This window comes from Paenibacillus sp. FSL M7-0802, from assembly GCF_038004945.1.
In the GTDB taxonomy this organism is placed as follows: Bacteria; Bacillota; Bacilli; order Paenibacillales; family Paenibacillaceae; genus Paenibacillus; species Paenibacillus polymyxa_B.
Genome location: NZ_JBBOSD010000001.1, coordinates 2,816,441 through 2,830,282 on the forward strand (window position 1 = coordinate 2,816,441; position 13,842 = coordinate 2,830,282).

The following is a 13,842-nucleotide window of genomic DNA, read 5'->3' on the forward strand; positions in this document are numbered from 1 at the left end:
GGATTTTTTGTTTGTGGGAGATATTTTGAAGGTATATATGCGGCTAACGTGTCCACGAAGTAAAGAACTTAGAAGGGATTTATGCCTTTTGGAAGGTAAGAATCATATTATTAAAAAAAGTACGCGCTATCCCAAAGTGGATTAGCGCGTATTTTCTGTGCTTTGAGGGACGTACTGAATGATATCTTCAATACCAAATGTTTGTTCCAAGCCGTGGCTACGGGCGATTTCGTTTATCGCATTTAAGATATTAACCAAGGTTTCCAGCTTAATGGTTTTTGTATCGCCACTTGCTAAATCAAGAATTGTAGCAGGTCTTGTTTTCGATTCCACCGCGATCTTGTTACGTGTAGTTCCAATCATTTCTAGTGTTTCACTCAATTTAAAATGAATTTGACTCACGTTAATGAGCCTCCTTAAGGAAATATTGTGGGTTACAAAATTACTAAATTAGTTATTTGTATTATATCCTACACTACCTATATCGTAAAACTTTTTTCGTATATCCTATTGACATACTACTCACCGAGTAGTACTATTTTTTATATTATATTACTAATAAAGTAGTACTTATTAAGTTTTATTGGTTTTAGGTTTACATACTTTTGCTCCATATTACTTGGAAAGAAGGATAACTTTATTTTCATTAGGAAAGGGGAAACGATGTATGAGTAAATCGTTGGGATTGGAATGGGCTTCGATGGTATACGGGCCGTATGATTTGCCGCATATGTATGAGATATTCGAAGGGGTTCTATATAAAGGATGCTACTTCTTCTATCTGGACAATGGTGTGCTATGTCTGCGTCAGGTACGCAAGTTGGAGCAGCTGGCACACACACATTTGTTCATTGATGGTGACAGTGCAGGATTACAACTGGCAGAGGGGATTCGGCGTGATTTGATGGAGGTAGTATCGGACATCATCAGAAACTGGAGAGACAAAAGCGGACTTACTTTCCTGTTCGATGAATTGCTGTGTCTGCGAGAAAGGGGAGACATACAGCTCGACCTTGTAAAAGACAAGGGTTAGTTTGTTCCTTCTGAGAGATATCATTACAGCAAAAAATGCTCCTGACAGCAGAGAAACATTGCCGGTAGGAGCACTCTTTTGTTATAGCTGGTTAGGCGGGTAATGATAGCGTTTTGTTTTTTTTGAGCCAGAGATCATCAGAAGGATCGCTGCAATCAAATGGAGAGCCCAGCCTACAAAGGGTATCCAGGCCAGCAAAGAAGTGAGTACTCCCCATACAGAGCCGTAGATCGCCTCCTGATTGCGTAACGACAGGATAAGTGTTACTGCATGCAGGACAAGCATAAATCCCAGAGCCGAGTAGCCGGTCCCCATGACAATAGCTCCCCCCACAATCGGTACGGCAAGCACCAATTCGAATATACCTGATATCCACTTTAATATTCGAGAATAGCTCATCTTTAAACCTCCGTAGATAGTAGGTCTTTGTACTTGGATATATTCTAGCAGAAGGAGCTGAATTAATCTGCATTTTACCAGGATATGCAAAAAGTCCGATAATGCAACAAAGGAGGACCACAAAGGTCCTCCATCGTAGGCGATACATTTTTAACAGGATACGATCTGTCCAATCACATCATGAAACTCGGTGTACTGACCAGCAATACCGTGTTGAAAAGACAGTGTCCTTTTACACAAACCTAACGCTTCTAATGCCCGGAATGGATCTCCTAACAGTTTGTCCGGCTACGTCGTCCAACGGAACCACACCTCTCTGTTGTATCGCCTAATCATAATATGGCCAGGATTCCGACGAAATATACATTAGTGGACACGAGCTTTCGTTTTTTTCTTCCATTTGCGATTATGGTTGGCGGTCTCCGGAAAAGAATCGCCTCTTTCCAGCGTTACTTGCTGCGGGTTTTGGATTTCAGTATGGAAGCTCTTTTCTCCGACCTCCATGTATACGCCGTCGTTTGGGACCTTATCTCCTGGTTCGAACTCAGTCTTTTCACCCATGCGATTGTGCCTCCTTAGATAAATGAATTTGGACTGCAACGGTTATTGTGCGCTGTCTTGAACAGAAACATGCGAAACCGTGTATACAGATAGTGAGTGAATCAAATGATTTCCTTTATATATGCGAAATTTTTGATGTTCTATAAAATTGTATAAAGCTAATGATATGCAGTGTTTTTAGCCGTTTTAGGCTTGTGTATTGAATTTGTAGGTTGCATTCAGTTGTTGGATTTGGTAAACTGTTTTAGTGCGAGCTTAGGCTCGTTCCTTGCTCTCAACTGAGATTGAGGGCCTTATGTCCATAAGGAGGTGTAAAGAATGCGCAAATATGAAGCGATGTATATTATTCGTCCTGACATTGAACAAGAAGCTGTTCAAGCGACAGTCGATAAATTCCAAGGTATCATCTCTAACGGCGGTGGCGAAATTACGAGTCACGATGTAACTAAACGCCGTCTTGCGTATGAGATCAAGAAATTCCGTGATGGTTCTTTCGTTCTGGTAAACTTCACAGCAGAACCTGCTGTTGTTACTGAGCTTGAGCGTATCATGAAAATTTCTGACGAAGTAATTCGTTATCTCATTACGAACGACGTAGCTTAATTATTGTACGTGATTATGTAATGAACAACGCTCAAAGGAGGGGATTGGATTGTTGAACCGTGTCATTCTGATCGGTCGTTTGACCAAAGATCCAGAGCTGCGCTATACACCGTCTGGTGTAGCAGTAACCCAGTTCACCCTGGCTGTAGACCGTCCGTTTACGAGTCAAGGCGGCGAACGGGAAGCGGATTTCTTGCCGATCGTAACCTGGCGTCAGCTTGCTGAAACATGCGCTAACTATCTTCGCAAAGGTCGTTTAACGGCTGTTGAAGGCCGTGTTCAGGTGCGTAATTATGAGAACAATGAAGGAAAACGTGTATACGTGACTGAAATTGTAGCTGATAATGTGCGTTTCTTGGAATCTAACCGCGATGGCGGTAACGGTGGCGGCAATAGCGGTGGAGCTGCGCGTGAGGAGTCTCCTTTCGGAGGCGGTAACAGCAATAGTGGACGCGGGAATAATAACTCGCGAAACAATCAGGATCCTTTTTCCGATGACGGAAAACCGATCGATATTTCGGATGATGATTTACCATTTTAATTGGGAAAGGACTGACAAAGAATGGGCTTCAGACAAAGAGAAGGCGGAGACGATAACAAAAGACCAGCTCGTCGTGGTGGTCGCAACAAACGTCGTAAAGTATGTTTCTTCACTGTGAACAAAATTACTCACATTGACTATAAAGATACAGACCTGCTTAAAAAATTCATCAGCGAACGTGGAAAAATTCTTCCTCGTCGTGTGACTGGAACAAGTGCGAAATATCAACGTATGTTGACAATCGCTGTTAAACGTTCCCGTCAAATCGCATTGCTTCCTTACACTACTGAATAGTAGTGGGTGGAAAAAAGAGACGTTCCCGATCCCGGGAGCGTCTTTTTTCGTGATTTTTTATATTGACAACAAGTGCCATCTATTGTAACTTACTAATAATACAATCCATGTTTACCCATAAACCATAGTATACCTTTTAATGGCTTGTGAAATTGCAAGCTCCCCAACTCGCCAGAGTAAACATTTCGGCCTTCTGAAATGTTATTTTATATTACATGGAATCCTGTTTTTTTGTCATTTTCCACAAGTAAAATTCATAAACTTTACATAAATAGATATTTTGCATTTTTATATTACATAAAAAAAGATATTGACGTGATATTATTTTACACTTAAGATAAACCTTAATAAAAATGTAATGGTTGTTAGCGCACGAAATTGACCAGAGGTCTAAAACACGTGTTTACGCTATTAAGACAGTGAGGAGGATGTGCAAACTTCATTTTCAAACCTCAAGCTTTAACGAATCACCGCAGGAATGAGACAGGCTGTTAAATAAAGAACCGACTAAGGGGGATTAACAGGATGATGCAGACGAAGAAATGGGTTTCTTTGCTTATGGTGCTTACGATCGTTGGTGTTCTGTTTGCAGGATGTAGCGGGGGTGCTAATGAGGCACAGCCACAGCAAGGCAATGCGGATAATAAAACAGAGGGAAATGAAGGAACTGCACCCGTTACGGAGGGCGTTATTAAAGCGACTGATCTGACGCAAAATCCTCCGGGGGCGACTAATCGGAAAGATAACATTGTAGTAGGTATGACATCACCTAAAGGGGTATTTAACCCGCTATTCTGGCAAACGACTTACGATTTATATGTAGTCAGAACAGTATTTGATTCCTTCTTACAGGTGAAGGCGGATGGTACATATGAAAATAGTTTGGCTGACAAGGTAGATGTATCGCCGGATGGTCTAAAATATACATTCCATCTGAAACCAGGCGTGAAGTATAGTGACGGTACCCCAGTAACAGTGAAGGATTATGCTTTTGTCCTCAAGGTACTGCATGATCCAAATTATGACGGAGAAACAGATGTATTATCTTTTAAGATTAAAGGCGGTAAAGAGTATCACGATGGCAAGGCGAATGATATCTCTGGTATCAAAGTCATTGATGATAACACAGTAGAGGTAACCGTTACAGAAGCAACAGCGTATACAAAGGATTTTCTGGGTGAGCAATACTTCATGCCAGAAGCTTATTATGGAAAAGGATTCAAAAAGGGTAACCTGGACAGCATCAAGGCGCTTAATAATAAGCCAATCGGCTCTGGTCAGTATGTACTGAAGAGCTTCTCCCCGGGTCAACAAGTCGTATTTGATGCGAATCCAAACTACTTCAAAGGCGCACCAAAAGTGAAGTCAGTTATTTTCAAAACAACAACAGAAGAAACAAACCTGTCTATGCTGCAAACAGGTGAAACGGACATGGACAACATCACAGTTACTGAAGACAATGTAGAGGAATTAAAGGCGTTGGGCTTCTTGGACGTGAATATTATGCCGACAAACGGCTATGGATATATTGCGTTTAATCATAAGGAAAAGAAATTTAAGGACCCTAAAGTACGTCAGGCTCTAACGATTGGCTTAAACCGTAAGGAGATTGTGCAGGGCGTGTATGGTCCATATGCGAATGTTATTAACATTCCACAATCTACAGAATCTTGGTCTTATACGGATGAAGGTATCAACAAATATGAATTTGATACAGCTAAGGCGAAGGCTTTGCTGGATGAGGCAGGCTGGAAGGTTGGTGCTGACGGAATTCGCGAAAAGGATGGAGAAAAGCTGACCATTAACTTCTCTGCGACTGCTGATAATCCAGTAGTAGAGGCCTTGCTACCGATCATGTCCAATAACTATAAGGAGCTAGGCATCAAGCTGACTTCCGAAACTTTAGATTTTAACGCCATTATGGATAAAAAGGACACAGGCAAGTTTGATATGTTCTTCGCGGCTTGGGGCTTAACTCCAGACCCGGATACAACGACTTTTATTACGAATGGTGCACAAAATGATATCGGCTATTCCAATAAGAAGGTCGATGAACTAACGCTTGCTGGTAAGCATGAGCTGGATCAAGAGAAACGCAAATTGATTTACAAACAGCTCTATCAAGAGCTGAATAAGGATCTACCAACTATTTTTATGTACCAACGCAGAGATATGTGGCCAGTTAATGGACGTGTATCCGGCTTGGAAATTACGCCATACAAAGATTTTGAGTTCACCCTGCATAACGCTCAGATCGCTCAATAAGGGTTGCCAATCGTATGCTCAGCTCTCACGAGCTGAGCATATCACTTTATTCGTCTGGAGGAATGAATATGAAGCAGTACATTATTCGAAGACTGCTGCAACTCATCCCCACACTTATTGGCATATCCATTATCGTATTTGCGATTTCAGCCATGGTGCCGGGTGATTATATTACAGCCAAGCAGAACCCGAATATGACGGCCGAAAAGGCGCAGCAGCTACGACATATCTACGGGCTGGATAAACCGGAATACCAACGCTATTTTATATGGGCCGGTAATATGTTAAAGGGGAATATGGGGGATTCATTACAGCATAAGCAGCCGGTAACGAAGGTCATTGGCAATTATGTATGGAACTCATTTATTATCGCTTTTTTTAGTCTTATTTTTAGCTGGTTGATTGCGGTTATTGCAGGAGTATTTTCAGCCAAGTTCCAATATTCGTTATTCGATAAGTTTGTCACATTATTCATTTTCTTATGTATGTCGCTGCCTTCATTTTTTATTGGTCTATTGGTCATCAAAATATTTGCCCTGGAGTGGGGAATTCTCCCGGTTGGGGGCATGACCACAGCAGGGATGGAGCCAGGCTCGTGGGCTTATATGGTGGATGTTCTCAAGCATATGTTCCTGCCGACACTCGTACTTACGATGCTGAGCACAGGAAGTCTGACCCGGTATTTCCGTACAGGCATGTTGGAGGTCATTCGTCAGGATTATATTCGTACCGCACGCGCCAAAGGTTTGAAGGAACGTACGGTTATTTTCAAGCACGCACTGCGCAATGCACTGATTCCAGCCATCACACTACTTGGCTTCGAGCTTCCGGCCTTATTTGGTGGGGCGATGATTCTGGAGAAAGTATTTGTGTGGCCGGGTGTGGGTCAGGTCTATCTGGAGTCGATTAGTATGCGGGATTATCCGTTTATGTTGGGCTTCACGATTTTCTTAGCGTTACTTACGCTTATTGGTAATTTGCTCTCTGATGTATTGTATGGCATGGCAGATCCAAGAATTCGCTTGAAGTAGGAGGGATACTATTGTCCGCAGAAACAGTCACGATTGAAACGAATCAAAAGGCGGCGATCCGTCCTGAAGCGTCTCCATGGAGAATCGCCGTTCGCCGTTTTAACCAAAACCGTCTGGCTTTGGCTGGTCTCGTTATATTAATTCTGATGGTTATCATTTGTAGTTTTGGACCGATGATTTCACCTTATCATTTAGATGATTACAAGCTAGCTGACAAAAATTTATCGCCTAATGCTAAGTACTGGCTTGGTACAGATAAGTTTGGTAGAGATATTTTGCTGCGTACAATGCTGGCCGGCCGTATTTCCTTGACGGTGGGACTGGTCGCCACGTTTATTTCGGTCATGATTGGAGCGACGTTGGGTGCGCTGGCAGGGTTTTATCGTAAAGGCGTGGATACGGTTATTATGCGGATTGCCGATATTTTCATGGCACTCCCTACATTACCGCTGCTTATTATTTTAGGTGCTGTTCTGTCGGATTTGAAGGTCGATCCGTCGAATCGCATTTATTTTCTGATGCTCATTATCGGGGTCTTGAGCTGGACTAGCTTGTCTCGTCTGGTCAGGGGGCAGATTCTTACGCTGCGTGAACAGGAGTTCATGCAGGCGACGGAAGCGCTAGGCTTGAGAGACCGCCGCAAAATATTCCGACATTTGCTGCCGAACACGATTCCTACCATTATTGTTACGGCTACGCTTGGAGTGGCGGGTGCGATTATTACAGAATCTGCGCTCAGTTACCTGGGAATCGGCGTTGTGCCGCCCACACCTTCGTGGGGGAACATGATATCGGCTGCAAATAACCTAATTGACTTCCGCAAACGGCCTTGGATATGGGTCCCACCGGGAATGTGTATTCTAATTACAGTTGTAGCGATTAACCTGATTGGCGACGGTTTGCGTGATGCGCTGGACCCTAAAATGAAGAAGTAGGAGACGAACGTTTATGGAAAATGCTTTGATTGAATTTCGTAACCTGAAAACCCACTTTCATACCTCTAACGGAACTGTCAAAGCGGTCAATGACGTCAGTTTTAAAATTCGTGAGGGTGAAACGCTCTGTGTGGTAGGAGAATCTGGTTGCGGTAAGAGTGTAACTGCGATGACGATGATGCGGTTGATTGATTCTCCCCACACCTCAGACGGACAAATCTGGTTTGAGGGCAAAGACCTCCTAAAACTCAATAAAGGTCAAATGCAGCAGATTCGCGGCAATGACATCTCGATTATTTTTCAGGAGCCGATGTCTTCTCTGAATCCCGTGCTTACGATTGGGGAACAGATCACGGAGCCATTGCTGATGCATACATTAATGAGTAAAAAAGAAGCACATGCTCGGGCAATTGAGCTGATTAATTTGGTGGGGATTTCACGTTCAGAGGAAATATTTCATTCCTATCCTCATGAATTGAGTGGCGGTATGCGCCAGCGGATCATGATTGCCATCGCATTAAGCTGTAATCCGAAGTTATTGATTGCGGATGAACCAACAACGGCACTGGATGTTACGATTCAGGCACAGATTCTGGATTTAATGCGGGATTTGAAGGATAAGCTTAAAACGTCCATTATGCTCATTACGCACGACTTGGGTGTCGTGGCAGAAATGGCTGATTATGTGGTCGTTATGTATGCTGGAAACGTCATTGAAGAGGCGCCTGTCATTGAGCTGTTTAAAAATCCGCAGCATCCATATACTCAAGGCTTATTAAAGGCGAAGCCCGTCATTAATCAGAAAATGGATCGACTGTATTCCATCCCAGGACAGGTTCCAAACCCAATTGAGCTGGAAGAAAATTGTCATTTCCATGATCGGTGCTCCCACTGTATGCAAATTTGCAAGGATCAGGCTCCTCCTTTGAATGAAAAGGAGAATGGTCATAAGGTTGCCTGCTGGCTATATGAGAAAGAAGGAGGGCAACGGATATGAGCGAGCCTTTGATTCAAGTGGAAGGGCTGAAAAAGTATTTCCCGATCACAGGCGGGATTTTTCAGCGTACTGTCGGACATGTGAAAGCAGTCGATGATGTATCCTTTAACATTCATAAGGGTGAATCCTTCGGTCTGGTAGGAGAATCGGGTTGTGGCAAAAGTACGATTGGACGCACGATTCTTAGATTGATGGATAAGACAGAGGGATCGGTACGATACAAAGGTGAAGACTTGCACGCGTTAAACAAAGAGCAGATTCGTGCGCTTCGTCCGAAGTTGCAAATCGTCTTTCAGGACCCTTTTAGCTCACTGAATCCGAGAATTAAGGTCGGTGAAGCCATTGGTGAGGCGTTGCTGGATCACGGGTTGATTGATCGTAGTGAGCTGCGGAAGAAGGTCAATGAAACGCTGAATATTTGTGGGCTATCCTCGTATCATTATGATCGGTATCCGCATGAGTTCTCTGGCGGCCAGCGTCAGCGGATCGGGATTGCAAGGGCTTTGATTTTGAATCCTGATTTTATTGTGGCTGATGAGCCGGTATCTGCTCTAGATGTGTCTATTCAGGCCCAGATTATTAACTTGTTAAGTGATTTGCAGCAGGAACGCCAATTGACCTATCTGTTCATCTCGCATGATCTAAGTGTAGTCGAGCATCTGTGTAGCCGGATTGGTGTGATGTATCTGGGTTCAATGGTAGAGCTTTCCTCCAAGGAGGAACTGTTCAGTAATCCGCTTCATCCGTACACAAAGGCGCTGCTATCGGCAGTACCGATTCCCGATCCCACGATCAAGAGACAACGGATTGTGTTGAAAGGAGACATCCCATCTCCGGCCAATCCGCCTTCAGGATGCAAGTTTCATACACGTTGTCCTATGGCAGAAGCACGTTGTAAAACAGAGATTCCGGTATACCGCGATGCGGGCGATCAGCATTTTGTAGCCTGTCACTTTGCCTAAAATATATAATTAGGAAGCAAAATATCCGTCATCCTGAAAGCAGAATTGACGGATATTTTGGCGTGGAATACAAAAGGTAAAAAAATTGTATCTTTTTTTCGAAAAATTGCAGACAAAATGGATTTTTCATCGTCTAATAAAGTATGGAGGTTATTACGATGATGAAAAAACATTGGTTACGTTGGGCTATTGTCGTCCCGGTACTTATTATATTGATTTTTATTACGCTTGGACCCCGCCTGTTGATCGGAAAGCCGAATGTGGATGCAGAGGCTGCGGTGCTGATGGACATGCATACTGGGGAATTACTGATGGATGTGAACGGCGATACGCCTATGCCTTCCGCAAATATGTCCAAGCTCATGACTGAGCTATTGGTGCTGGAGGATATTCGGGCCGGACGGTTAGGCTGGAATGATGAAGTGCGAATTAGCCGTTACGCGAGTACGGTGGGCGGTGTGAATTTGTCCCTCCGGTATGGTGAAAGGATGACCGTATCCGAATTGTTCCAGAGTATGGTTGTGTATTCAGCGAATGATGCCGCTGTCGCGTTAGCGGAGCGTTCAGCAGGGAATGAATCAGCTTTTGTGAAGCGTATGAATGGAAAAGCTGCCCAAATCGGGTTGTCATCCGATAGTCGCTTCAGCAATGCCTCTGGAGCAGGGCAGAGTGAATTGGGGCCGAATCACCCTGAGGATATTCGGGGAGAAACGAAAATGACAGCAAGCGACACGGCGAAGTTGGCCTCCTATTTGATTACGTCACACCCGGAGATTTTGAGAACGTCCAGCCGTACGCAGATGGAGTTGAAGGATAAAGGCATCTATATTAGTAATACGAACTGGATGCTGCCTTCCTTGGCTGGACCGTACTCTTACGCGGGAACGGACGGACTGAAAGCAGGATACACAAGCGATGCTGGATACTGCTTCACGGGTACAGCTGAGCAGCATGGAAGACGGCTAGTTGCTGTGGTGCTGGGTGCACCGAGCAAGGAGGAGCGTTTTGAGCAGACACGGAGGTTGTTCGATTATGGTTTTGCCCTGTCGACTTCTTTCCCGGTGCGACTGCAAAATTTGGTGAAACTGGCCCCGCATTAAGGGGGAAAATGATTTTGAAAGCTACATAGGATACGAATATAAACATGAATTGGGGCTTTGACCGTGAGGTCGAAGCCTTTTTTGGCATGAATTTGAGAAGCTGACCACGCCATGATACTTTTGACAACAGGGTAGCAGACCTTTTATGCTTTGAGGGGAAGTTTTCGCTTCATGTGGGACCAATTCGGTTTAATGAAGAGATGGGATTTGTGACGGAAAGAAGGAAGGTACCTGTTATGGAGAGAAGACATAAGAGAAGGACCAGTGGAAAGCCCAAAAAGAAAAAGAGGTTTACCGCTCTATATATTTCATGTATTGTTTTATTTTTGATTGCAGTGGGAGGCTACCTATTCCGCAAACAGCTGACACTGGTGGCTTTTGATTGGTTTGTATCACCGACGTTGGAGAGCAAGCTGGAGAAATCCTATCAGCCGCGACAATCCGGTGAACAGCAGCAGCAAGAGACAGTAGCTTACCGTAAGGAGCCCTTTTCGGTGCTGTTACTGGGTACAGATGAAAGGCCAAATGAAAAGGCGCGTGGTCGTTCGGATACGGTTATGTATGCAGTAGTACGGCCCGCAGAATCGCGTGTGCTTTTGATTTCCATTCCAAGGGATACGTACGTACAGATTGTCGGACATGATCCGAATCGCGATGGCGAGGATGATTTTGATAAGTTGGGGCATGCTTATGCGTTCGGAGGCGCAGATATGTCCATGGCTACAGTAGAGAAGTTGATGGAGCATAAGGCCGATTATTATGCTACGATTAATTTCCAGGGTATTCAGGAGGCGGTGAACGCAGTGGGTGGAGTTGTGCTTCCCATCGACAAGCCCATTGAGAATAAGAATCCGCTGCATATCAAGTTCCGTATTGAGGCGGGCAAGCCGCTTTATAATGGTGAGGAAGCCATGTATTATGTTAGATATCGGGAAGATAGCGACTTCAACCGTACAAAACGGCAGCAAATTTTCTTGAACGCTATGGCCGATAAGCTGCTGAATATCAACGGAATTACCAAAATCCCGGAGCTGCTCGATATTATGGGAGCCAATTTCAAAACCGATATGGAACCTACTTTTATTACTGGGCTTGGCAAGCAGGCTATTTCGCAGGGGAATCCACAAATTTCAAGTTTTACGATTACGGGGGAAGGGTTCAAGAAGAAGGGCCTGTATTATGACCGGGCTAATGAACAGGAACTTGAATATGCCAGACTTATGATTGCGAACTGGCTAGATTCCGATACAACCCCGCAGACGCTGAGGCTTCCCGACAAGCAGGACATTCAGTGAATAATCAATTGATTTATATTTGATTTTGAGGGGGATTCGTTTCTCATGAACATCGCTTTTTTCTTGCTTCCCAAACAGGAAGTTGCTTGTGTAACGGCGGATGCTACTTTACGGCAAACGTTGGAACGGATGGAATATCACCGTTTTACAGCGGTTCCTATTTTGGATAAAGAAGGTAGATATACAGGTACAGTTACAGAAGGTGATCTGTTGTGGCATATGAAAGAGTCCGAGGGGAAAATCACCTTTGAAAACGCTTCTAAGTTTATGCTTAAGGACGTTCCGTTGCGGGTTACGATGAAGCCCGTATCCATTGACGCGAACATGGAGGATTTAATTAATTTGGCGAAGGTACAGAATTTTGTGCCCGTCGTAGATGATATGGAACGGTTTATTGGCATTGTACGTCGCAGCCAGATTATTGAGTATTGTGAAAAATTTGTGTCCAGGGAATCGCTTAATACTTCAAGCTAAAATAAGCAGCAAAGCTGGTCCGAAAATAACGATTTACCTTATGGGGTAACAGTTATTTTCAGAATAGGATATGCTATAATGGAGAATAAAGCTTTTTCAGAGGGGTGTGACTCTTCATCATATGCCTAAAGAAATGGATGTAGTTAAACGAGCCAAGGTTATTGAATGGCTTAAAACAGAGGTGCTTGACCAAGTCTCCCGTCTGTTTAAGGCGATGTGGGAAGGCAGTACAGCCCGCATTGGTGATTGTTTGGCGAGTTTGGTGATGAGCAGTTATATTTTGGGGAGGCGCCTTGGAGTGTCTTACCGTGAATTGGATGATCTACTCATCGACAAGCTAAGAAAGCACAGAAAAGAAGGACACCAGCTGGAGGATTGGTATCAGGACATTTCCGCACTGGAAGAACATATGCGTAAGAGGTGAAAACGTTGAAATTCCGCTTGGCAACTGTAGCATGGAGCGTCATTTATTTGCTTCTGCTGCTGACTCTATTGACACCATTAAGAATCATTACCGTATTTTTGCTGATTGTGCCTGGCGCTGTATTGTTTTCATCGCTGCCTTTCAAAGGATTTCTGGTCCACGTCATACCGGTGCTGTTAATTATAGCGCTACTCGATGTGTATTCGCTGCTCCCTGCGATTTATTTTCTGATTCCTTCAATAATGATGGGACGGATTTATAAAAAGGGAGGACCTGCTTTTCAGGCGTTGATGACCGGAATGGGCATTATTTTAGCCGAGTTGTTGGTTGTTCTGTTTATCGCTACGTATTCTTTTGGGTTTGATCTTTCGCAGTACCTTCGTGATCAGGCCGCGATATCGGCAAGTATAGTACAGCAGGTTTTGAGTGCTAATCCGATGTTTTCGAACATGAATTGGACAGCGGAGGATACGCAGAAACTCGGTACAATGCTGATTGGAAAAATTCCGTATGTGCTGATCATGACCTCGTTCATATTGGCGGTGATTACGCATGCTTTGGCACGTCCGGCATTGAGCAGTCTCGATGTACCGGTACGCAAAATGAAGCCTGCTCGCGAGTGGAGGCTACCGCGCGCGCTGATCTGGTATTATCTGCTGGCAATTGTAATTGAATGGATAGCAGGGTCTTCCGATAGCAGCTGGATTCAAATGGTTTCCATTAGTATGCTACCGCTGATTCATGCATGTTTTATTATCCAGACGATTGGTTTTGTATACTTTTGGACGCATAGCCGTAAAATGAGCCCGGTGATTGCGTTGCTGCTGTCGCTCGTCGTTCTGGTGTTCCAGCCGCTCCGCATTATAGGTATTATTGATTTGGCCTTTCCGCTGCGTGAAGCTATTACAAGATCAAAGAAATAGGGTGA

At 44.1% G+C, this 13,842-nt stretch carries 17 protein-coding genes; 14 read left to right on the forward strand and 3 right to left on the reverse strand.

Going from position 1 to position 13,842, the window contains the following annotated elements:
• Positions 1 to 141 precede the first annotated feature (141 nt).
• Complete coding sequence (locus tag MHB54_RS13100) at positions 142 to 402, reverse strand: hypothetical protein (RefSeq protein ID WP_028540982.1); 261 nt, start codon at positions 400 to 402, stop codon at positions 142 to 144.
• Between the two features lie 265 nt (positions 403 to 667).
• On the opposite strand from MHB54_RS13100, the gene MHB54_RS13105 reads away from it, so the two are divergent.
• Complete coding sequence (locus MHB54_RS13105) at positions 668 to 1,033, forward strand: hypothetical protein (RefSeq protein WP_264454326.1); 366 nt, start codon at positions 668 to 670, stop codon at positions 1,031 to 1,033.
• A gap of 81 nt (positions 1,034 to 1,114) precedes the next feature.
• Here MHB54_RS13105 and MHB54_RS13110 read toward each other — a convergent pair whose 3' ends face one another.
• Together MHB54_RS13110 and MHB54_RS13115 are read right to left on the reverse strand one after the other, a co-directional pair.
• Positions 1,115 to 1,432: a hypothetical protein gene (locus tag MHB54_RS13110; RefSeq protein ID WP_013312804.1), complete on the reverse strand. Its 318-nt coding sequence runs from the start codon at positions 1,430 to 1,432 to the stop codon at positions 1,115 to 1,117.
• A 366-nt stretch (positions 1,433 to 1,798) separates the two neighbouring features.
• Positions 1,799 to 1,993: a YjzC family protein gene (locus tag MHB54_RS13115; RefSeq protein WP_013312803.1), complete on the reverse strand. Its 195-nt coding sequence runs from the start codon at positions 1,991 to 1,993 to the stop codon at positions 1,799 to 1,801.
• A gap of 318 nt (positions 1,994 to 2,311) precedes the next feature.
• On the opposite strand from MHB54_RS13115, the gene rpsF reads away from it, so the two are divergent.
• From rpsF to MHB54_RS13180, 13 genes are all read left to right on the forward strand, one after another.
• Positions 2,312 to 2,596: a 30S ribosomal protein S6 gene (gene rpsF, locus MHB54_RS13120; RefSeq protein ID WP_013312802.1), complete on the forward strand. Its 285-nt coding sequence runs from the start codon at positions 2,312 to 2,314 to the stop codon at positions 2,594 to 2,596.
• Between the two features lie 49 nt (positions 2,597 to 2,645).
• Positions 2,646 to 3,137: a single-stranded DNA-binding protein gene (gene ssb, locus MHB54_RS13125; RefSeq protein ID WP_013312801.1), complete on the forward strand. Its 492-nt coding sequence runs from the start codon at positions 2,646 to 2,648 to the stop codon at positions 3,135 to 3,137.
• A gap of 21 nt (positions 3,138 to 3,158) precedes the next feature.
• Entirely contained in the window at positions 3,159 to 3,431 is a 273-nt protein-coding gene (rpsR, locus tag MHB54_RS13130) for a 30S ribosomal protein S18 (protein WP_013312800.1), read from the forward strand.
• A 525-nt stretch (positions 3,432 to 3,956) separates the two neighbouring features.
• Positions 3,957 to 5,696 carry an ABC transporter substrate-binding protein gene (locus tag MHB54_RS13135; RefSeq protein ID WP_023991144.1) on the forward strand — a complete coding sequence of 580 codons (1,740 nt, stop codon included), beginning with the start codon at positions 3,957 to 3,959 and terminating at the stop codon, positions 5,694 to 5,696.
• A 68-nt stretch (positions 5,697 to 5,764) separates the two neighbouring features.
• A complete protein-coding gene (locus MHB54_RS13140) occupies positions 5,765 to 6,727 on the forward strand; it encodes an ABC transporter permease (protein WP_023991143.1) in 963 nt (320 codons plus the stop codon).
• Between the two features lie 11 nt (positions 6,728 to 6,738).
• Positions 6,739 to 7,662 (forward strand): oligopeptide ABC transporter permease, encoded by a 924-nt coding sequence (opp4C, locus tag MHB54_RS13145; RefSeq protein WP_013312797.1) that lies wholly within the window; start codon positions 6,739 to 6,741, stop codon positions 7,660 to 7,662.
• A 13-nt stretch (positions 7,663 to 7,675) separates the two neighbouring features.
• A complete protein-coding gene (locus MHB54_RS13150; RefSeq protein WP_264454327.1) occupies positions 7,676 to 8,659 on the forward strand; it encodes an ABC transporter ATP-binding protein in 984 nt (327 codons plus the stop codon).
• Positions 8,656 to 9,621, forward strand: coding sequence for an ABC transporter ATP-binding protein (locus tag MHB54_RS13155; protein WP_013312795.1), 966 nt, complete (start codon positions 8,656 to 8,658; stop codon positions 9,619 to 9,621). Before MHB54_RS13150 ends, MHB54_RS13155 begins: the two co-directional genes overlap by 4 nt.
• 158 nt (positions 9,622 to 9,779) lie before the next feature.
• Entirely contained in the window at positions 9,780 to 10,721 is a 942-nt protein-coding gene (locus tag MHB54_RS13160) for a D-alanyl-D-alanine carboxypeptidase family protein (RefSeq protein WP_023991141.1), read from the forward strand.
• Positions 10,722 to 10,957: 236 nt separating this feature from the next.
• Positions 10,958 to 12,016: an LCP family protein gene (locus MHB54_RS13165; protein WP_023991140.1), complete on the forward strand. Its 1,059-nt coding sequence runs from the start codon at positions 10,958 to 10,960 to the stop codon at positions 12,014 to 12,016.
• A gap of 45 nt (positions 12,017 to 12,061) precedes the next feature.
• Positions 12,062 to 12,490 carry a CBS domain-containing protein gene (locus MHB54_RS13170; protein ID WP_013312792.1) on the forward strand — a complete coding sequence of 143 codons (429 nt, stop codon included), beginning with the start codon at positions 12,062 to 12,064 and terminating at the stop codon, positions 12,488 to 12,490.
• Positions 12,491 to 12,611: 121 nt separating this feature from the next.
• Positions 12,612 to 12,914 carry a MazG-like family protein gene (locus MHB54_RS13175; protein WP_013312791.1) on the forward strand — a complete coding sequence of 101 codons (303 nt, stop codon included), beginning with the start codon at positions 12,612 to 12,614 and terminating at the stop codon, positions 12,912 to 12,914.
• Positions 12,915 to 12,919: 5 nt separating this feature from the next.
• Positions 12,920 to 13,837, forward strand: a complete 918-nt coding sequence (locus MHB54_RS13180) for a DUF2232 domain-containing protein (RefSeq protein WP_023991139.1) — start codon at positions 12,920 to 12,922, stop codon at positions 13,835 to 13,837.
• The last annotated feature ends 5 nt before the right edge of the window (positions 13,838 to 13,842 follow it).